17 protein-coding genes, 1 tRNA gene, 1 other RNA gene and 1 pseudogene are annotated in these 19515 nt (G+C 34.8%); 8 read left to right on the top strand and 12 right to left on the bottom strand.

The genetic code is table 11. From position 1 onward, the window contains the following. Positions 1–163 precede the first annotated feature (163 nt). The 8 genes and pseudogenes from CHB58_RS05125 to clpX all read right to left on the bottom strand — a co-directional run. Positions 164–907: pseudogene (locus CHB58_RS05125) on the bottom strand (N-6 DNA methylase); the annotation flags it as partial. 85 nt (positions 908–992) lie between these two features. Next, on the bottom strand, positions 993–1886 hold the full coding sequence (locus tag CHB58_RS05130; protein ID WP_089323041.1) for an N-glycosylase/DNA lyase: 894 nt from the start codon (positions 1884–1886) through the stop codon (positions 993–995). Then, positions 1871–2287 (bottom strand): hypothetical protein, encoded by a 417-nt coding sequence (locus tag CHB58_RS05135; RefSeq protein WP_089323042.1) that lies wholly within the window; start codon positions 2285–2287, stop codon positions 1871–1873. Before CHB58_RS05135 ends, CHB58_RS05130 begins: the two co-directional genes overlap by 16 nt. Further along, on the bottom strand, positions 2287–4884 hold the full coding sequence (gene glnD / locus CHB58_RS05140) for a [protein-PII] uridylyltransferase (protein ID WP_089323043.1): 2598 nt from the start codon (positions 4882–4884) through the stop codon (positions 2287–2289). Before glnD ends, CHB58_RS05135 begins: the two co-directional genes overlap by 1 nt. 2 nt (positions 4885–4886) lie before the next feature. Then, the gene (locus CHB58_RS05145; protein ID WP_245807340.1) at positions 4887–5444 is read right to left on the bottom strand and encodes a phospholipase D family nuclease; all 558 of its coding nucleotides are present in this window, start codon (positions 5442–5444) and stop codon (positions 4887–4889) included. Next, positions 5441–5716 carry a preprotein translocase subunit SecG gene (gene secG, locus CHB58_RS05150; RefSeq protein ID WP_089323044.1) on the bottom strand — a complete coding sequence of 92 codons (276 nt, stop codon included), beginning with the start codon at positions 5714–5716 and terminating at the stop codon, positions 5441–5443. The genes CHB58_RS05145 and secG overlap by 4 nt, the downstream gene beginning before the upstream one ends. Before the next feature lie 3 nt (positions 5717–5719). Beyond that, the gene (gene tpiA, locus CHB58_RS05155) at positions 5720–6469 is read right to left on the bottom strand and encodes a triose-phosphate isomerase (protein ID WP_180706443.1); all 750 of its coding nucleotides are present in this window, start codon (positions 6467–6469) and stop codon (positions 5720–5722) included. Between the two features lie 13 nt (positions 6470–6482). Next, on the bottom strand, positions 6483–7715 hold the full coding sequence (clpX, locus tag CHB58_RS05160) for an ATP-dependent Clp protease ATP-binding subunit ClpX (RefSeq protein ID WP_089323046.1): 1233 nt from the start codon (positions 7713–7715) through the stop codon (positions 6483–6485). Positions 7716–7797: 82 nt separating this feature from the next. Between clpX and CHB58_RS05165 the strand changes: the two genes are divergently transcribed. The 7 genes from CHB58_RS05165 (at position 7798) to bioF (ending at position 13219) form a co-directional block, all read left to right on the top strand. Beyond that, the gene (locus CHB58_RS05165) at positions 7798–8430 is read left to right on the top strand and encodes a phosphoribosylanthranilate isomerase (protein ID WP_089323047.1); all 633 of its coding nucleotides are present in this window, start codon (positions 7798–7800) and stop codon (positions 8428–8430) included. Positions 8431–8473: 43 nt separating this feature from the next. Then, positions 8474–8567: transfer RNA gene (locus CHB58_RS05170), tRNA-Ser, on the top strand. A gap of 29 nt (positions 8568–8596) precedes the next feature. Beyond that, positions 8597–8694, top strand: an RNA gene (ffs, locus tag CHB58_RS05175) — signal recognition particle sRNA small type. A gap of 27 nt (positions 8695–8721) precedes the next feature. Next, positions 8722–10155, top strand: a complete 1434-nt coding sequence (gene dnaX, locus CHB58_RS05180; RefSeq protein WP_089323048.1) for a DNA polymerase III subunit gamma/tau — start codon at positions 8722–8724, stop codon at positions 10153–10155. After that, positions 10152–11507: a sigma-54-dependent transcriptional regulator gene (locus CHB58_RS05185; RefSeq protein WP_089323049.1), complete on the top strand. Its 1356-nt coding sequence runs from the start codon at positions 10152–10154 to the stop codon at positions 11505–11507. Before dnaX ends, CHB58_RS05185 begins: the two co-directional genes overlap by 4 nt. Further along, positions 11494–12105 (top strand): trimeric intracellular cation channel family protein, encoded by a 612-nt coding sequence (locus tag CHB58_RS05190; RefSeq protein WP_089323050.1) that lies wholly within the window; start codon positions 11494–11496, stop codon positions 12103–12105. The genes CHB58_RS05185 and CHB58_RS05190 overlap by 14 nt, the downstream gene beginning before the upstream one ends. Before the next feature lie 16 nt (positions 12106–12121). Then, the gene (gene bioF / locus CHB58_RS05195; RefSeq protein WP_245807341.1) at positions 12122–13219 is read left to right on the top strand and encodes an 8-amino-7-oxononanoate synthase; all 1098 of its coding nucleotides are present in this window, start codon (positions 12122–12124) and stop codon (positions 13217–13219) included. On the opposite strand, the gene CHB58_RS05200 is transcribed toward bioF, so the two are convergent. Next, the gene (locus CHB58_RS05200; protein WP_089323052.1) at positions 13211–14812 is read right to left on the bottom strand and encodes a GGDEF domain-containing protein; all 1602 of its coding nucleotides are present in this window, start codon (positions 14810–14812) and stop codon (positions 13211–13213) included. The two genes, bioF and CHB58_RS05200, sit on opposite strands and share 9 nt — an antisense overlap. A 123-nt stretch (positions 14813–14935) precedes the next feature. Then, on the bottom strand, positions 14936–16192 hold the full coding sequence (locus CHB58_RS05205; RefSeq protein WP_089323053.1) for a penicillin-binding transpeptidase domain-containing protein: 1257 nt from the start codon (positions 16190–16192) through the stop codon (positions 14936–14938). A gap of 71 nt (positions 16193–16263) precedes the next feature. Here CHB58_RS05205 and CHB58_RS05210 point away from each other — a divergent pair, with 71 nt between their 5' ends. Beyond that, positions 16264–17334: a DNA double-strand break repair nuclease NurA gene (locus tag CHB58_RS05210; RefSeq protein WP_089323054.1), complete on the top strand. Its 1071-nt coding sequence runs from the start codon at positions 16264–16266 to the stop codon at positions 17332–17334. Here CHB58_RS05210 and bioA read toward each other — a convergent pair whose 3' ends face one another. Both bioA and CHB58_RS05220 read right to left on the bottom strand, forming a co-directional pair. Continuing rightward, positions 17335–18678 (bottom strand): adenosylmethionine--8-amino-7-oxononanoate transaminase, encoded by a 1344-nt coding sequence (gene bioA / locus CHB58_RS05215; RefSeq protein WP_089323055.1) that lies wholly within the window; start codon positions 18676–18678, stop codon positions 17335–17337. Between the two features lie 8 nt (positions 18679–18686). Beyond that, positions 18687–19442: a spherulation-specific family 4 protein gene (locus CHB58_RS05220; protein ID WP_089323056.1), complete on the bottom strand. Its 756-nt coding sequence runs from the start codon at positions 19440–19442 to the stop codon at positions 18687–18689. Between the last annotated feature and the right edge of the window lie 73 nt (positions 19443–19515).

Raw genomic sequence — 19515 nt, forward strand, 5'->3', positions numbered from 1 at the left:
GGTATGAATGGGAGAACGCCTTTTGAGGTTTTAAAGAGTAAGTGGGATTGTTTGTTTAATCTTAATGTTGCTTGTTTCCCTGTTGTGCTGCTTGAGGATGTTTTTGTGGTGGCTAATAGGCTGGGGGTATTGGAAAAGGGTGGGGAGAATGTGCTCACCCCCTACCTATTATGGCAAGGTTCATTTTACATAGCCGCCATGTTGTATAGTTACTCTCCTGACCGAAGATAGAAATATCATCTATTTTCCCCTGATGAGCTTTGACAAACTCTTCCGATTGAACAAACATCCCACCTGAACCGCAGCATGGGTCAAAAACTCTTCCTTTATAAGGTTCAAGCATTTCAACTAAAAGCTCAACAACGCACTTAGGGGTGTAGAACTGTCCTCCTTTTTTTCCTTCTGCAATGGCAAACTGTCCCAGAAAATATTCAAAAACATGCCCCAGAATATCGGCACTTTCTTTTTTTGTTTCATCAAATGGAATATTGCTGAAAAGGTCTATCAAACCTCCAAGATTTATCGGGTCAATATTGGCTTTTGCGTATTCTTTAGGTAAAACACCTTTAAGAGAAGGATTTTCTTTCTCTATGGCTTCCATCGCTTCATCTATTATTTTTCCTATTTCCGGCTTTTTAGCATTTGCCTTTAAATAACTCCATCTTGCCTTTTCGGGAACAAAAAAGACATTTTCAGCCTTGTATTCGTCTATATCTTCAGGGTCGGCTCCTTCATATTCACCTTTTCCTTCTTTTAGTTTGCAGTAAAGGTTGTCAAAGGCATCGGAGATATACCGTAAAAAGATAAGCCCAAGAACTATATGTTTATATTCAGCCGCATCTATGTTTTTTCTAAGCTTATTTGCAGACTTCCACAATTTCTCTTTAAGAGAAACCTCTTTTGCCATATCAATCTCTCCCTAACATTGGAAAATTTTAAACTTTAAGAAATTATAACACTGTTATCTTTGAGTGTTTTTCCTGTCTGGAGCTTCAAAGTTTTGTGTCAATCTCCATCTTTGAAGCTGAAACAACAACCTTTCCTTTGACGCAGAACTCTTTAACAGGACAATTTTCTTTCTTCGGACAATCACCATTTTTCCTGTAATGGCAACCGTGCTTACTTAAGAGCCATAAGGGACGAAACATCTCAATAGGAAGGATATTTTCATCTTTTAAAGCTTCATTCCAGAGTTTGATTATAAGGTTTCTCACCGTAGTTGTAATACTTTTCGCTTTATATTTTCCTGTAATACATCCTGTTGTAAATGTTGCCCTTGCAACATGAACATCCACAGGTATGGGTAATTTTTCAAGATTTTTAAAAGGTATCTCTTTTATTTTTTCTTTTATCGTTCTTATCCAGTGAGGAAAGATTTTTCTGCCGGATAGATTGGGCAGTTTTTGATGCCACAGTTTAGAGTCAAGAGTTTCATACGCTTTATCCATCTCAAAATTGAAGCTGTTGAAAAATGAAAGAAAGCTTCCGTTATAGTCTTCCGCAACAGTTTTGGAGATATGCCACCAGGTATCAGTATCCTTTTCCTTTCTCATTGCCATCTTGTGTTTTAAAAGAGCCTCTTTAAGTTTCTCCTTTCCCCGCTCTTTGACTTCAGAAGGAGAAAAAACCCAGGAAATTTCATCATCTTCAAGTGTTTTAATAGCACTATCCCAGAGTTTTGCTGCGTCTCTCATATAATCAAGGGATGTTACAAGAGAAAGAACTGCAAGATATTTTTCCATATCTTCAGGAATATGCTTTTTTATCCTGTCATCTGGAAGCTCTTTTTCATTGAAAATCCCTTCTGCTTTTAACTTTTTAAGTAGAATCTTTGCAACTTCCCTTGCCCTTTCAGGATGAAGCTCAAGTTCTATCTTTCTTCCCATTTTTCTCTCCCAAAAATTCTGCCAAAAGGACACTTTCTTCTTATTTTACACTTTGAGCAGTTTAAGTATTGAAAAACAGCTATAAAAACCAGAAGAACAGCAAGTTCCAGGTGGAAAATCAAAGGAAACAGAAAAACAAAACACCAGTAAAAAACAGCTAATTTTATAAGAAAAGAAAATCTATCATCTTTACAGGAAGCAACTCCGAAAAACTTTCCGATTCTGTTCCAATTTAAAGAACATCCTTCATTGTATTTTTTACAGGATGGACACAGTGTAAATCTTAATGTTAGAAAACCTGTAAAAGATACGAAAAAATAAACAGATGCGAAAGCAGGCGGCATAAAGTAAAGGGCAGTAATCAGGTAAGCAAGAAGCAGAAAGTTTATTAGAATTCCCATCACTTATCTTTTAAAAGGTTTAAAATCCTCACTTTTATCTCTTCAAGTTTCTCTTCGTCAGAAATTTTATTAAGGTTTAAATCTGTTATGTAGAAAGAATCTATAACCCTGTTCCCTTCTGTTGATATTATAGCTCTTCTTAGTTTTGTTCCTGAAAGGGCAAGCTCTCTTGTTATAGCGTAAAGAAGACCCAGCCTGTCCCATGTGGAAACTTCAACAACAGTATATTTTTCAGAAATCGAATTGTCAAACTTAACTTTAGTAACAGGTTTGGGAAGGTTTGACCTGAATCCTTTTCTTTTGAATGGTTGTTTCAAAATATTTTCTATCTCTATTTTTCCGTAGTAAAGCTCTCTCACGTAATCTTTCACTTTTTCTATAACCTCTTCTTCAGGAACCTCTTCAGAAACTGTTGAAACCCTTACTGTATAAACCATAAAATCGGTTTCATCAACCGTAACAGCTTTATTTATATAAGCCCCCTTGATATTAAGGTTAAGATATGTAAAAACTCCAGCTATTTTATAGAAAAATGCTCTTTTATATCTGTCAACAACTGTAACTTCTGCGTATCCAAGCTCAGGGAAAAACTCTGAAATAAGTAGTATATCCTTTCCCTCATCCATCAGGCGTTTTATCAATTTTAAATGTTTCACTATATCATCAGCTGAATAGGTTCTCAGATAATCTTCTTCGGCAGACTCAAACAGCCTCTCAAGAAGTTTTTTATCAGTATCATCTTTTAAAAGCTCTTTTACCTTTTCGGCTTTTTTCTTCACTTTCTCATTTATAAGAGTTTTTACATCCTTTCCAGCATAAAACACATCAAGTGCACTTGTAAAAAGCTCCCAGAGTAAAGAAGCCTTCCATCTATCCCATCCACCAGGTCCCACAGCTTTTATATCGGCACAGGTTAAGAGAAACAGTTTTTTTAATCTTTCTTCTGTCTCACAGTTTTTCACAAACTCTTCTATAAGCTTTGGATCACTAATATCTCTTCTAAAAGCTAAAAAAGACATTAAAAGGTGATTTTTAATAAGCCATACAATTTCTTCTATCTCATCATCTTTAAAATCAAGTCTTTTAAGATATCTGTAAGCTATAGCAGCTCCAACATTCTCATGTTTACCTTTCTTTCCTTTTCCTATGTCATGTAAAAGAGCAGCTATAAAAAGAGTATGAGGTTTTTCAAGGTCATCAAGAATCTGGTAGTAGGAGCTGTTCTCTTTCAGCTTTTCCAGCTCTCTAACGGTCATTATAAGGTGAATATCTGTTGTAAATTTATGGTATGTATCAAACTGAAAATGTCCCCTTAATCTTTCAAAATCGGGGATTAAGGTGTCAAGAACCCTGCAGTCATGCATAAGTTCAATCACGTAAGAGAGTCTTACAGGTTTTAGAAGAATATCTTTAAACTTTTTCAAAACCGCCTTTTGCTGAAACGCTTCCTTTTCTGTTTCTGCTGAAAGTTTAAATATACTGAAAGCATCTGAAGATAAAGTGTATCCAATTTGCTGAATAAACTTAAATCCATCAAGTATGAGAGAAGGATTTTTTAAAACTTCTGTTTTTTTATCATCAAATATGTAGAGAGTGCCGTCATGCTCATAAAAATAATCGTTAAGCCTGTTCTCTTTTTTAAACACAGAAAAGATGGTTTTCTCGGTTTTCCTTGCAAACTCTCTTGATTTTTTGATTATCTCTCTTGTAATTATAGAAAGGTCAAGAGCAGCACTGAAATAGTTTTTCATAAAATTTTCAACACCCTTATTATCAGAAGAAAATCCGAAAAACTTTGCTACTTCTCTTTGAAGTTGAAAGCTTAAAATATCGCTTTTTCTTCCGCTGAGGATATGGAGATGATTTCTGACTCTTAAAAGGAAATCGTAAGCAGAGATAACATCTCTAAAACTTTTCCAGTCAAGGATGCTTTTATCAATAAATCCTGAATAGTTATCTATCTCAAAAACTATCTTTGCTATCCAGAACGCTTCATGTAAGTCTCTTAATCCCCCTTTACTTTCTTTTACATTTGGCTCCTGATAATAAACTGTTCCGAAAAACCTTTTATACCTTTCGTTTCTTGCTTTTATTATTTCATCTATTATGTTTTCCCTATTTTTTTTTAGAAATTTCCAGAACCTTTTCCCAAACTCTCCAACTATCCTTTCATCTCCTGCTACATACCTTATTTGTAAGAAATTAGTAAGAACACTTAAATCTTCTTGAGCAAGAGAAACAGCTTCATCAAGATTCCTTGGAGAATAACCAAGGTCTATGTTAAAAGAAAGCATGTAGTAGTAAAAAGCTTCAAGGTCTTCTCTGTAAGAATCTGTTAATTTACCTTTGTAAATAAGGTTAAAATCCATATCTGAATAGAAATTCAGCTCTCCTCTTCCGTATCCTCCAAGTGCTACAAGAGTTGCAGGAATGTCCCACTTACCGAAAAAATGTGGATAGACAGAAGTGAGAAGCTCATCAAGGGAATCTTTAAGTTCCTGAGCTATTTCAAAACCTGTCTTTTTTTCAAAATGTTTCTGTTTTATTTCTTCTCTTCTTTTCAAAAATCTCTCTTTAGCAACTTCAAGCTCTACCAACCCTATTCCTCCAGATAAGCAAGGCGCCACAGATGCTCAAATTTTTCTTTAAATCTGGCAGAGGTCTCTCTATCTCCCTTAATAATCACAATATTTTCATCGTTTCTCTTTTCAGCACTTACAGTCCAGTTAAAACTTCCAGTTATAACCACCTTTCCATCAATAACAGCAAATTTATTGTGCATCAACCCACCACCAGAACCTCTTTTAAATCTTACAGGAATTCCAGCTTTTTTCAAAATAGATGCAACACACCTTTTTGATTTTGCCGTTCCCTGGTCTATTATAACCCTTACTTTTATTCCTTTGTTATGAGCTGATATTAAAGCTCTGGCAAGTTTTTTGGATGTAAAGCTGAAAATAGCAGCATCTATAGATGAGTTTGCGTTTTCTATTTCCCTTATTATGGCAGAAGTGCATCCGCCTTTTGGAGAAAAATAGGATAAGATAGATACAGTTTCAGAAGCAGGAACAGTTTTATATGAAGCTTTCTCCTGCTGGAAAGAGCAGGAGAAAAATAAGATAGAAATAAAGAGAAACAGTAATTTTCTGCTTCTCACTTTTTCTGCTCCACTTTCACCTTATCAACAACTGATGAACCACCCATATACTTTGAACCAACTACAGAGAGAAATATGGAGTTGAGAATAAAAAGAGCCCCTAAAATAGCCGTAGTTTTTGTCAAAACCGATGCTGTATCAGCACCAAAAGCAGAAGATGCACTTCCTCCTCCCATTAGAGAAGAGATATCTCCTTTACCTGGCTGAATAAGAACAACAACAACAAGTAAAATAGCAAGAATAGCGTGAAGTATCAATAAAAGTGTAAACATAGATTACCTCCCAAATTTAACTATCTTTTCAAAAGAATCCACCTTAAGGCTTGCTCCACCTACAAGAGCGCCGTCAATATTTTTCATAGCCATTAAACCTTCAACATTTTCAGGTTTAACGCTTCCACCGTAAAGGATTCTGACCGAATCAGCTTTACTCTTACCATAGAGTTCTGTTAGCTTTTCTCTTAAAAAGGAGTGAATCTCTTCTGCAAGCTGTGGAGTGGCAGTTTTCCCAGTTCCTATTGCCCATACAGGTTCATAAGCTATAACAAACTCTGCACTTTCCGGAACTCCTTTAAGTCCCTCTGATAACTGTCTTTCCACAACTTCAAACGTTTTTCCTAATTCCCTTTCTTCAAGCAGTTCTCCAACACAGAGGACTGGTATAAGCTCATGGGAAACAGCTGAGAGGACTTTTTTATTTATCAATTCATCAGTTTCACCAAAAATATACCTTCTCTCTGAATGGCCAAGAATAACAAATTTACATCCTGCATCTTTAAGCATTATTGGAGAAACCTCTCCAGTAAAAGCACCTTTTTCCTCAAAATACATATTTTGAGCACCAAGATACACATTGCTTCCTTTTAAAACCTCAGCCATTGGATAAATTGATGTAAACGGCGGAGCTATCATAATATCTCTATCGGTAACATCCTTAACTGCTTCAATAAATCCCTTTGCAAACTCTATACTCTCTGTTACCGTTTTATTCATTTTCCAGTTTCCAGCAATTAAAGGCCTTCTCACAATCTCCTCCATATCAGGAAGCTTTTACAAGTTCATACTTTGGCTTACCAGAAAGAACAGCTTCTTTATCAATAATTACTTTTTTAACATCTTTTCTTTGTGGAACTTCAAACATAACATCAGTCATGATTTTTTCCATTATGGCTCTTAAGCCTCTTGCTCCTGTCTTTCTTTTAATAGCTTCTTTAGCTATTTCCCTTAAAGCTTCATCTGTAAACTCAAGTTCAACATTTTCAAGTTCAAGAAGTTTCTTATACTGCTTTACAAGAGCATTTTTAGGTTCTTTAAGAATTCTTACAAGATCTTCCTCTTTAAGTTCAGAAAGAGTTGCTATTACAGGTAATCTTCCTATCAACTCTGGAATTAAACCGAATTTTACAAGGTCTTCAGGTTCAACATGTTTAAGTAGCTCATCTCTTTCCATTTTCTTTTTATTAAGGTCAGCATTAAAGCCCATTGTTCCTTTACCGATTCTTTTTGCAATAATATCCTCAAGTCCGACAAAAGCACCACCACAGATAAAGAGTATGTTGGAGGTATCTATCTGAATATATTGCTGCTGCGGATGCTTACGTCCCCCCTGTGGCGGAACATTAGCAACTGTTCCTTCAAGAATTTTCAAAAGTGCCTGTTGAACACCTTCACCTGAAACATCTCTTGTGATTGAAGGATTTTCACTTTTACGGCCTATTTTGTCTATCTCATCAATATAAATAATTCCTCTTTCAGCTTTTTCAACATCCATATCAGCGTTCTGAAGAAGTCTCAAAAGGATATTTTCAACATCCTCACCAACATAACCAGCTTCAGTTAAAGTTGTAGCATCTGCTATGGCAAACGGAACATCCAGGAGCTTTGCAAGAGAACGGGCAAGAAGAGTCTTACCAGAACCTGTGGGCCCTATAAGAAGGATGTTGCTTTTCTCTATTTCAACATCATCTGCTGAACTCTGGGAAAAAATTCTCTTATAATGGTTATAAACAGCCACAGAAAGAACTTTCTTGGCTTCATCCTGTCCTATAACATACTGGTCAAGAAATTCCTTTATCTCTTTAGGTGTTGGCAACCTACCTGGTTCTTTTATAGATTTTTTCTCGTCACTTTGAGAATGAATCATTTCATAGCACTCATCAACACAGAAATTACAGATAGCAACGCCTTTTGGACCTGTTATTAGAGCTTCAACTACCGATGAATCTTTACCGCAAAATGAACATCTTCTCGGCGGGATTTGGGTTTCAAACATCCACATCACCTCAAAATTAAGATTTTACTTTTCTGACAGAGTAAATATAATACAACTTCAGAAAAAAGTTAATGGAGCAAATATGGTTAGAGTGAAAATTTGTGGGATAACAAATTTAGAAGATGCTTTGCAAGCTGTTGAAAGTGGAGCTGATGTTCTTGGCTTTATAATGTTCAAAGGAAGTAAAAGATACATTTCGCCAAAAGAAGTAAGAAACATAACCAAAAATCTCCCCCCTTTTATAGCTAAAGTTGGAGTATTTGTTAATGAAGATAGGGCTTCTGTTCTTGAAATTTTAAGCTATGCAGGGCTTGATTTTGCACAGTTGCATGGAGATGAAACGGTTAACTACTGCAAATATATAGGCAAGGAAAGAGTAATTAAAGTATTTCGCCTGAAATCGGAAAATGAAATTGCAAAGATTAAAGAGTTTGAAACGGTTTCTAAAGCGATTTTACTTGATACTTATAGTGAAAAATCTTACGGGGGAACAGGTAAAAGTTTTGACTGGAAAATAGCAGTTAAGGTGAAAGAGAGTATCTCAATTCCACTTATTCTTTCAGGTGGCCTTAATTTAAACAATGTAAAGGAAGCAATTAAAACGGTAGAACCGTTCGCTGTTGATGTATGTAGTGGTGTAGAAGAAGAGCCGGGCAGAAAAAATCATAACCTTGTAAGAGATTTTATTAGAGCGGTAAAGTGTAATAGTTGTTGACAAACTGCTAAAGTAAGCAGATATTATCTAACACAGAATTAGTGGAGGGGTGCCCGAGCTGGCCGAAGGGGCACGACTGGAAATCGTGTGTACCCTCACAAGGGGTACCGCGGGTTCGAATCCCGCCCCCTCCGCCATTAATTTAGTAAAATGGAAGATCAGGAAAGGCTGGGTCCTCCGCAACACCCGGAAGGTGAACCCCGCCAGGCCCGGAAGGGAGCAACGGTAAGCTGGAAGGGTGTGTGCGGTAAGGGTCCAGCCCCTTATTTATGTAACGGGAAGGATTTCTTAATGGGATACCTTGCAATACCCAGAAAGTATAGACCATCAACTTTTAAAGAAGTTATCGGCCAGGAACATATTACAGAAACGATAAAAAATGCAATCAAAACAGGTAAAGTAGCCCATGCCTATATCTTCGCAGGTCCGCGGGGGGTAGGAAAAACAACAACTGCAAGGATAATTGCAAAAGCTCTCAACTGCCAATCACCTGTAGATGGGGAACCGTGTAACAACTGTTCTGTTTGTGAATCTATAAATAAAGGTTCTTTCCCTGATGTGATAGAAATAGATGCAGCTTCAAATAGAGGAATAGACCAGATAAGGGAGTTAAGAGAAACTGTTTTTTACTCACCTGCACAGGGCAAGTATAAAGTTTACATAATTGATGAATTCCACATGCTTACTAAAGAAGCTTTTAATGCTCTTTTAAAAACGCTTGAAGAACCGCCTTCCCATGTTGTTTTTATTCTTGCAACAACAGAACTTGACAAAATACCTGCAACAATTCTTTCAAGATGTCAGCGGTTTTTTTTTAAGAAAGTTCCTGAAAAGAAGATTGTTGAAACTCTTGCCAATATATGTGATAAAGAGGGTGTAAACTATGAGGCGGAAGCTTTAAAACTTATAGCAGTTGCATCTGAAGGATGCTTAAGAGATGCAGAAAGCCTTCTTGACCAGTTAATAGCTCTTTCATCTGGAAATATAAAAACAGAAATAGCATCAAAATTTTTAGGAGTTTTAGGAAAAAATGTTTTAAAAGAGCTTATTCAAAAAGGATTTGAAGGAGACAGGCTTGGACTTCATGAAATACTTGAAGAACTTGATTCCACCGGTTACAATCCATCAACTATAATAAGACAACTTTTAAAGTTTGTAGAGGAAGAGTTTATAAATGAAAACAGTGACTTTTCTGAAGATGAACTAACAGCAGCTTACGAGATTCTCTCAAAAAACCTTAAAATTGTTGACTCTCATCCATTTCCTTTCACTGCTTTGCTCTTTTCCCTTTATAAACTTTCCTACTTTAAGGAAATTAAAAAGCTTTCTGAACTCTTAAACGGAAAAGATTTTGAAATTTCCACAGTTAGAAAAGATGAGTTCTTAAAAAAAAACAGTAAGTTAAATGATAAAGAAAAAGAAATTAACCCAAATGAGAAGGGAGAAAGTGGCTTTAACATAGCTTATTACATAAAAGAAAAAATAGAACAGGAAAATCACATTCAGATAATTCCCAAAAATGGTGTAGCCTATGATAGACTTTCTGAAATTCAAAAAGAACTTGAAAATCAATTTGGCAAGAAAGTATTGATAATTAAGCCTGAAAACGGAAATAAAAGATTAAAAGAAGTGAAACTTGATGAGGAAACCGAAAAAAAGGTTGATAAAATAATTTCCCTATTTCATGCAAAAATTGTTCCAGGATATCCGAGGCGTGAAAAATGAAAATTCTCATTATAGATGACGAAGCAGGGATAAGAGAAAGTTTATCCGGAATCCTTGAGGATGAAGGATACAGCATATCAACGGCTGAGTCGGGGAATGAAGGGCTTGAGAAGATTGAAACGGAGAATCCCGATATTATCATCCTTGATCTTTTTTTACCTGGAATACCCGGAATGGAGATACTGAAACAGCTTTTGAGAAAGAAAATAACAGAAAAAGCTGTTGTGATAGTTATTTCAGGCCACGGAAATATTCAAACTGCAGTAGAAGCAATAAAAAATGGTGCTTTTGATTTTATAGAAAAACCGATAAATTTTGAAAAGCTTTTAAGTGTTCTTGAAAAAGCAAAAAAGCAGCTATCCCTTCTTAAAGAAACGGTAATTTTAAAAGAGAAACTGTTTTCAGAAACAATTATTGGAAACAGTCCTGTAATGGAAAAACTAAAAAGAGAGATAGAAGCAGTTGCTCCTGTGGATAGCACTGTAATAATATACGGAGAAAGCGGAACGGGAAAGGAACTTGTAGCAAGGACAATTCATCAATTAAGTAAAAGAAGCTCCGCTCCATTTGTCCCAATAAACTGTGCAGCCATTCCTGACAATCTTATAGAAGCAGAACTTTTCGGATATGAAAAAGGAGCATTTACAGGAGCTAATGCAAGAAAAAAAGGAAAATTTGAAATAGCCGATGGCGGCACCATTTTCCTTGATGAGATAGGTGATATGCCTTTAATGGCACAATCTAAACTTTTAAGGGTTTTAGAAGATAAAGTGATAGAAAAAATAGGAAGCGTTGAAAGAATAAACGTTGATGTAAGAGTTATTTCTGCTACGAATAAAAATCTTGAAAAAGCTATAGAAGATGGAAGCTTTAGAGAAGACCTTTACTATAGGTTAAACGTTATTCCCATACATGTTCCCCCTTTAAGGGAAAGGGGAAATGATATTCTTCTTCTTGCAGATTACTTCCTTTCAAAGTTTTCAGCAGATTACAAAAGGGAGAAAATAAAACTTTCCGAAAGTGTTAAAGAGATTTTTCTAACCTACCATTGGCCCGGTAATATAAGAGAACTTAAAAATCTCATAGAACGGCTTGTAATACTTGCTAAAAAAGAAATAATAGAACCTGAAGACCTTCCGGAAAATATGTTTGCGAAGAAGAGATTTTCAATAAACAGGTTTCTCTCTATGCCTCTTAAAGAAGCGAAAGAAAAGTTTGAAAAAGAGTATATAATCGCCACTTTAAAGGAAACAAAAGGTGACATGAAACTTGCAGCAGCAAAAATGCAGATAGACCTTTCCAATCTTTACAGAAAGATGAATAAATACGGAATAGGAAATGACACTGTTTGATTTTTTCAACATTATAGGTCTTGTTGCATTTGCAGTTTCCGGGGTTTATAAAGGAATAAAAAAAGAGCTTGATATCCTTGGAATTTCCATTCTTGGATTCTTAACAGCTTTTGGCGGTGGTATTTTAAGGGATATAATTATAAACAGAATTCCTGTTGTTCTTACAGGTTATATGGACATATCTTTCGCAACAGGTGGAATTATTGCAGGAATGTTATTCTATAAGATTTTTAAAAAAGATATATCCACATCTACTACAGTAAAGATTTTTGATGCAATAGGCCTTGCTGCATTTACCATCTCCGGAGCTATCGTGGGAATAAACGCAGGACTTAATCTTGTAGGAGTTATCCTTTTAGCCGTTTTAACAGGAACCGGAGGCGGGATGATAAGTGATATTCTAACAGGTGAAGTGCCTTTTATTCTAAAAGAAGATGTGTATGCTACCTGTTCCATAGCCGGAGCTTTTATACTTTTTACTCTTACAAAAACATTTGGCTTTTCTCCAGAATCTGCCGGATTTTTTTCTCTTATATTTACAATGGCTTTAAGACTCACAGCGATTTACAAAAACTGGCATCTTCCAAGGTTTGAGTAAGATGGTAGAGATAGTTTTGGAAGAACTTAAAAAAAACAACTTATACCGAAAATTAAAGACAATTGAAGAAGTTGACGGAGTCAGAGTTAAGATTGGAGGGAAATGGTTTGTGAACTTCTCATCTAACGATTACCTTAATCTTGCTTTTGATAAAACCGTTGCAAATGAACATATTAAGTGTTTGAAAAACTGGGGAACAGGTGCGGGTGCATCAAGACTTATAACTGGAAACTTTCAAATTCACGAGGTGCTTGAAAAAGAACTTGCAAAACTTAAAAAAACAGAAGCAGCACTTCTTTTTTCTACTGGATATATGGCAAACATCGGAATTTTATCATCTATTATGGGAAAAGATGATGTTATTTTCAGTGATAAGCTAAATCACGCAAGCATAATAGATGGATGCAAACTTTCAAAAGCAAAAATATTTGTCTATGAGCACAATAATACAGAAAATCTTAAAACTCTCCTTGAAAGAGAAAGAAAGAGATTTAAATCAGCGTGTATAGTAACAGACTCAGTATTTAGCATGGACGGAGATATTGCTCCTCTTGATGAACTTTTTGAACTTTCTTTAAAATACGACACCTATTTTGTTGTTGATGACGCCCACGCTACCGGTGTAATAGGTTATTCATCTTTTGAGATATTTAACATCACACCAGCTGAAAATACTGTAATTATGGGAACACTTGGAAAAGCTTTAGGCACATTTGGAGCATTTGTAGCTTCAACTGAAACACTAAGAAAATTTTTCATAAATAAAGCACGTAGTTTTATATTCACAACTGCACTACCGCCTCACATAGCCTGTGCTACTCTTTATAATCTGAAACTGATTCCAGAAAGGATGGAGAAGCTGAAAAAAAATATAGAGCTTTTCCAGAAGCTCACAGGATTCAAAAGTAAAACTGCAATCTTCCCGGTGGTGGTTGGAGACTCTCAAAAAGCTCTTGATATTTCAGAAAAACTTTTCAAAAGCGGATTTATAATACCTGCAATAAGACCTCCCACCGTTCCTGAGAAAACTTCACGTCTTAGAATAACTCTATCTGCAGGGCATACAGAAGAGGATATAATAAATCTCACAGATACACTGAACAAATTAATCTGAAACCCTGTTTCTTCCGGCCTTTTTAGCCCGATACATCGCTTCATCAGCTCGTTTTATTGCATCTTCAATAGTTTCTCCCTCCTTTCTTTCAGCAACACCAATACTTACAGTTACTTTTATCTTCTTCCCTTCACCTATTTCAACTTCTGTTTCTTCAATATGTTTTCTAATTCTCTCTGCAAGTTTCTTTGCATTTTCTTTAGAGGTTTCTGGCAACAAAACAACAAATTCCTCCCCGCCATATCTAAAAATCTTGTCGTTGTCCCTTATTTTATCTCTTAATTTCCTTACAAGTTCTTTCAAAACTCTATCCCCTGCTTCATGACCGTACTTGTCATTAATAGCCTTAAAATGATCAATGTCTATCATAAGTGCAGAATAGTGTCTATCTTTAAACGATTTTTCTACATTTTCAAGTGCGTGTCTGTTAAATGCTTCTGTAAGTGCATCGGTAAGTGCTTTTTGAGATGCCGTTTTAAGCTTACTATAAACCATTTGAAGATATGTTTTCATTTCTTTGTTTATAAAATCTATTTTTGAAACAATATCGTCAAAAATATCTCCTGTAGCTCGATAAGAGCTACAAAATTTTTCTACTGAAGAAAAATCCCGCCTTTTCATCATATCAAGCAAGTTTAAAACCGTATTTTTTTGATTTTCAAGATACCTTACTTCTCCAACACACACGAGAAAAACTAAAATGATGACAAGAACGGAGGCTCCTACAAAAATAATCCCAATTCTATAAATGAAATTAAATAAATAAGAGTAATCCTTAGAAATACCTATGTAGCCCAACACTTTCCCTTTGAAATCCTTCATAGGATAAAAATAGACAAATTTATTTTTATCTCTTAAAAAACCTTTATTTAGCTGATTTTTAGAAAAACTTTCCTTTATATGAAAATAATAAAAGTTTTTATCTTTATGTGTTGCTCGTGAAATCCAAAAAGAAAAACTATCTTTATCAAGATTTTTTTCTAATATATTTCTGCTAAGAAGGTAAAAAACTTTCTCTCTATTTTCAGGCTTTGCCAGATAATTTCTAAATGTTTCAATGGAAATTCCAAAAGAAACTGCACCTAAAAGTTTTCCATTGTAAGATATTGGATATGAAGCTCTTAATCCTGGATATCTTTTACATATGAAAAAATAAGCGTCTGGAGTAAATGCAGATTGAATAAATTCAATATCTTCTCTATGCGAAAGAACAAGTGGTTTTGTGGATATAGAAGAAAAAGAGAAAAAATTAATATACGGATATTTAAAAAAATGCATCTCTTCAATTTTAAATTTATTATGAAGTGTTTTCCAGAAAAATTCAAACTCTTCTTTTATTCTAAAGGGGGTATTTTCAATGTAGGCTTCTTGAACTGTTTTATCATGAGAGATCATTAAAGCCTGAGATAAAAGCCATGTCTTTGTGTTATTCGTTACTCCAGCTATGTAAGACTGTGCCTCTTTCCTGAAAATTTTCTCCTCTTCCCTCTCAAAATTGAATTCAGATTTAACAAATATAAAATATGACACGGCAATTATAGAAAAGATAATGGCCGGAAGGAGTTTTACTGAAAGGGAAAATCCTCTTCTCAAATTTAGTCTCCAATACAAAATCTACAAGTTACAAATAAATTGTATCAAAAAATAGCATTATTTAAGAACAATTTTCATTAGATTTCTCATTAAATTCAAATTTAGTAATAATAAGGTTAAATATTATCTTTGAGCGAATAGATATTTTTCTCTTATCATGGTTAAAACAGCTAGAGCAGAAAGATCATAACCTGTAATGTAATACCTTGCCTCATTTACAGCAACAGATGAGATGGCAATTTTTCTATCCCCATTTTCTACAAACCCTGTAAACCACTCACACCTTCCTTCAGGATAATTAAGCTGAGAAAGGGTTCCTGTTTTCCCTCCAACTGTTAAAAAGGAATACCTGCGCAATCTTCTAAAAAATTTCTTTCCCGAAGCCGTACCAAATTTCACGGTGTTTATCATCATCTCTTTGATAATCTTTGCTGTTTTTTCTTTAATAACTCTTCCTATGATAACCGGCTTATCGTTTTTATAAATAATTTTTCCTTTATATTTAACCTCTTCTATAAGAGAAGGCATAACCATAATACCGCCGTTTTCTATTGTAGCGGATATCAAAGCTTCGTGAAAAGGACTAACTCTCACTTCTCCAAGTCCAGCAGCTATTAAAGCAAGATCATAATCATCAAGCGGTTTCCTTATAATTCCCCACGGGAAATTGTAATCTTCTCTGTTAAAACCAAAAGCGTGAGCATATTTAAAAAGTGTATCTTCTCCAATCAGCCTTCCAAGAACGCCAAAATACGGATTTGAAGAGTATGCAAATGAATGAAACATATTTCTATAAATTATATACCTGCTGTTAAACCACACTTCTGGAGAACATGAATCATCATGCCCCCGTGTTACAATTTTCTTTGAAGGACTTATCCCTTTTTCAAGAGCTGCTGCCGCAGTAACTATTTTAAAGGTTGACGCTGCAACAAATCCATTTTTTACAGTTAAATCTGGATAGTCAATACTGCTAACTGCCGCAAGGACTTTTCCTGTTGATGGTTCAATGGCTACAAAAGCTCCATACTTCAATTTATATCTTTTAAATTCTCTTTTTATACTGTTTTGAAGTTCAGGTTTTACAGTGAAAACGATTTCAGTTCCGTTTAAATCTCTGTAAACGTATCTACCATCTTCTTCTTCAGCCTTTTTAAAAAGTTTAAACTGATATAGAAAATCCCCTTGTAGTTTTGATAGGAAAAACCTGTATGACGTTTCATTTTCAGTTTCAACTTCAACTTTATCTTTCCCACTATCTTTAAAATTTGAATTCAACTTAACATCAATATTTGCTGAAGAATCTATAATAAAGGGAGACAAAACTATTAGTAAAATTATTAAAACTGCAAAAAATCCGTACCTGCTATTTTTACCCATAAAGTATTACCTCTTTCTTCAAAGTTAGCTTAAAATATATTCCATATATCAAAATAGTGTAGGATGGAAAGGTGTCTATAAAAGCGAAACTCATTGAAAAAGCGGTTAGTAAAAGCACTTCTCATTTAACTTACAGAAAAGACGATATTTTTTACCTTGAAGAAGCTGTAAAAAACCTATGGAACAACTATTTACCAAAAAACAAAGTGGTTTCTATAGGAGCAGTTGATGGAAGTTTGAACAAAAAGGATTTTCTTGGATTTATCCTTTATGCCGTTGGAGCTGTTTCTGTTTTTTTTGACAAAAATGGAAAGGAAAGTAATGACTGGGAAAATTACAATGTTGATGTAGGTACTCTTAAACCTCAAGAGTATTCAGAAACAAGACTTAGAATCTATATGGGGATTCTTGAAATAAAGGAGCTTATCAAGATAGGAAAAGAGAGAAAACCTGAAATACTTCTTCTTGATGGTTCACTGGTGGGAGATATTATAAGACCTGTTGTTTTTTCCAGCTATCTTGAGAAAGATTTAAGAAAAAAAGTGGAAGATGAATTGTTCCCAGAACTTATAGAAATTTTTTCAGAAAATGAAATAAATTCCAAACAGCTTGAAAACAAAATTATTGAGAAATTCCCAAAAGAATTTTTTCCATTAATAGCCGGCTACCTTGAGTATCTTGAGTATCTACTCTCCCTTGAAAAACTGATGAAGAATTATTTTGAAAAACTGGTTGCGATATCAAAACGCTCCTCTTCCAGAATATATAAGTTTGATTCAATAATGCCCGATATTTTTATATTTCAGCATTTTAACCTTCCTCCAGGATACAGCGAGCCTGTTGAAAAACAAATAACGCCAGAAGTTAAGTACAGTTTTCCAAAAATTTTTGAAGAGAGTTTTAGAGATTACAGAATAAAAATCTTTTATGTAAAATTTGAAAACTTTGTCTATAAAATAGAAACTGCTATAGACCCTGAATGTGTTATGGATTATCTAACTCATACAATAGTTAATGGTTATCCATACCCGTTAAAATCAGCTCACGACAAAGTTAAAATAGGGAAAAGTGATATGGATATTCTGTCCAATATATTGTTCATCAATAAACCAACAGGAAGAGAAGGAGTTGACACCTATTAATCAGGTGCCAAACTCTTCCAAAATAGCCTCTTTATAGGTTTTAACCATAAGTTCTATCTCTTCTTCAGAAATTGCCAGAGGCGGCATCATTACAAGCACAGGACCAAGCGGTCTTGTAAACACCCCTTTTTCAACAATTCTACGAGAAATTCTTCTACCAACATCTTCCTTCCATGAAAAAGGCTCTTTCGTTCTTTTATCTTTCACAAGCTCTATTCCGACCATAAAACCTTTTTTCCTTATATCACCTACATTGGGAAGCTCTTTTATCTCTTCATCAAGCATTTTGTGAAGAAACTCTATTTTGGAACTTAAACTTTCCGGCCAGTTCTTTTTTTCAAAAAGCTCTATGTTTTTTAATGCAACTGCACATCCAAGTGGATTTCCGGTAAACGTATGCCCGTGAAAGAAAGTTTTATTGCTACCGTAATCTCCTCCCCAGAAAGCCTGATAAACTTCATCTGTGGTTAAAGTGGCTGAAAGCGGCATATATCCTGCAGTTAATCCTTTAGAAACCGCCATAATATCAGGAACAACATTTTCAAGCTCACAGGCAAACATCTTTCCCGTTTTTCCAAAACCTGTAGCTACTTCATCACAAATTAAAAGAACACCATATTTATCACAAAGCTCCCTTACACCTTTTAAAAACCCTTCAGGATGAACAATAATTCCTGCAGCTCCTTGAACAATAGGTTCCATAATAACAGCAGCAATCTCATCTCCCTTTTCTTTCAAAATACTTTCCATCATAGAAAGGGAGTAATCTTTACACTCTTCTTGAGTTCCTTCAAATCTATAAGGAAAAGGAGAAGGAACCTTAAAAGTTTCAAACATAAGCTCCTTATACATTAAGTGAAAAAGATCAATACCGCCGATACTGACAGAACCTATAGTATCACCGTGATATGCATCTCCGAGTTTTATAAATTTCGTTCTTTTTTTCTCTCCTTTAAGTTGCCAATATTGATAAGCCATTTTTAAGGCAACTTCCATTGCTGTAGAACCGTTATCAGAGTAAAAGACGTGATTCAAACCTTCTGGAGTTATATCCACAAGTTTTTTTGCAAGTTTAACAGCAGGCACATTTGTAAGCCCAAGCAGTGTTGAATGAGCAATTTTATTAATCTGTGAAATTAAAGCATCGTTGAGCTCTTTTACATTGTGACCGTGAACATTACACCAGATTGAGCTTACAGCATCAAGATACCTTTTTCCATCAGTATCATAAAGCCAGCAACCTTCTCCCCTTTCTATAACTATCGGTTCATGCTTTACATATTCTGCCATCTGAGTAAAAGGATGCCACACATACTTTTTATCCCACTCTTTTAGATACTCCATAAAACCTCCTATCTAAGAAATTCAATTTCTTTATCAAGATACGATGGAAGAGAATCGTAAGGGAATGGTAAAGTATCATCAGTTATATAATAGTATGCAACATTGGAAGATGAAAAAACTTCTTCCATTTCGGTTTCATTTGCATCGTAAACTATACACACACTTTTCTCAGGATAGGAAGAGTAGCAACTGTCGCTTTTAAATGAACTAAAATCGTGTTCAAAAATAACAACAAGATCGGCAATAGAAAAATAAACATCATCAGGATTTGTGCCAGGATTTAAAACTATAAAATAGGAGTTTCCTGTAATTTCGCTCCACTCATTTATGTAAGCCACAAGCTCTTTATAATAAGCTACATTATCTTCTGTTCTTGTTACTTCATCTATAAAAAAACCTTTTATCTCAGGGTATTCTTCTATCCAGATATCTATATCATTTTCAACTTCTAAAATGTCTCTATTTCCATAATCTGTATAAACGTAACCTACAGGAAGCTTGCCATTATCATCTAAAGCCTTAATAAATTCCTTATACTTGTAATCAAGGTTTCCATCACAATCTAAAGGTCCCCCGCAGGGATTAACAACCACAATCTTTAAAACATCAGAAGGAGCTGAAAACACGTATTTCCAGGCATCTTCGGTAGGATAAAAATAACCAGGAAGTAAAATATAACCACTTTTATTTTCCTCAACTTTCTTTACAGAACATCCAGAAAATAAACATGCACCGGTTAATATAAGAAAGAACATCTTTACCATTTTAGAACTTCCCTTTAACCGTAATTTCAAGTAAATTATATAATGTTTAAAAATTATATCAGGGAGGCATTAA

This window comes from Desulfurobacterium atlanticum (assembly GCF_900188395.1).
Lineage (GTDB): Bacteria > Aquificota > Aquificia > Desulfurobacteriales > Desulfurobacteriaceae > Desulfurobacterium_A > Desulfurobacterium_A atlanticum.

Coding starts and splice junctions, on each gene's coding strand:
- CHB58_RS05130 (WP_089323041.1), bottom strand. CDS start 1,886: ATGGGAAGAAAGATAGAACTTGAGCTTCATCCTGAAAGGGCAAGGGAA.
- CHB58_RS05135 (WP_089323042.1), bottom strand. CDS start 2,287: ATGGGAATTCTAATAAACTTTCTGCTTCTTGCTTACCTGATTACTGCC.
- secG (WP_089323044.1), bottom strand. CDS start 5,716: ATGTTTACACTTTTATTGATACTTCACGCTATTCTTGCTATTTTACTT.
- clpX (WP_089323046.1), bottom strand. CDS start 7,715: ATGTTTGAAACCCAAATCCCGCCGAGAAGATGTTCATTTTGCGGTAAA.
- CHB58_RS05165 (WP_089323047.1), top strand. CDS start 7,798: ATGGTTAGAGTGAAAATTTGTGGGATAACAAATTTAGAAGATGCTTTG.
- dnaX (WP_089323048.1), top strand. CDS start 8,722: ATGGGATACCTTGCAATACCCAGAAAGTATAGACCATCAACTTTTAAA.
- CHB58_RS05185 (WP_089323049.1), top strand. CDS start 10,152: ATGAAAATTCTCATTATAGATGACGAAGCAGGGATAAGAGAAAGTTTA.
- CHB58_RS05190 (WP_089323050.1), top strand. CDS start 11,494: ATGACACTGTTTGATTTTTTCAACATTATAGGTCTTGTTGCATTTGCA.
- CHB58_RS05205 (WP_089323053.1), bottom strand. CDS start 16,192: ATGGGTAAAAATAGCAGGTACGGATTTTTTGCAGTTTTAATAATTTTA.
- bioA (WP_089323055.1), bottom strand. CDS start 18,678: ATGGAGTATCTAAAAGAGTGGGATAAAAAGTATGTGTGGCATCCTTTT.
- CHB58_RS05220 (WP_089323056.1), bottom strand. CDS start 19,442: ATGGTAAAGATGTTCTTTCTTATATTAACCGGTGCATGTTTATTTTCT.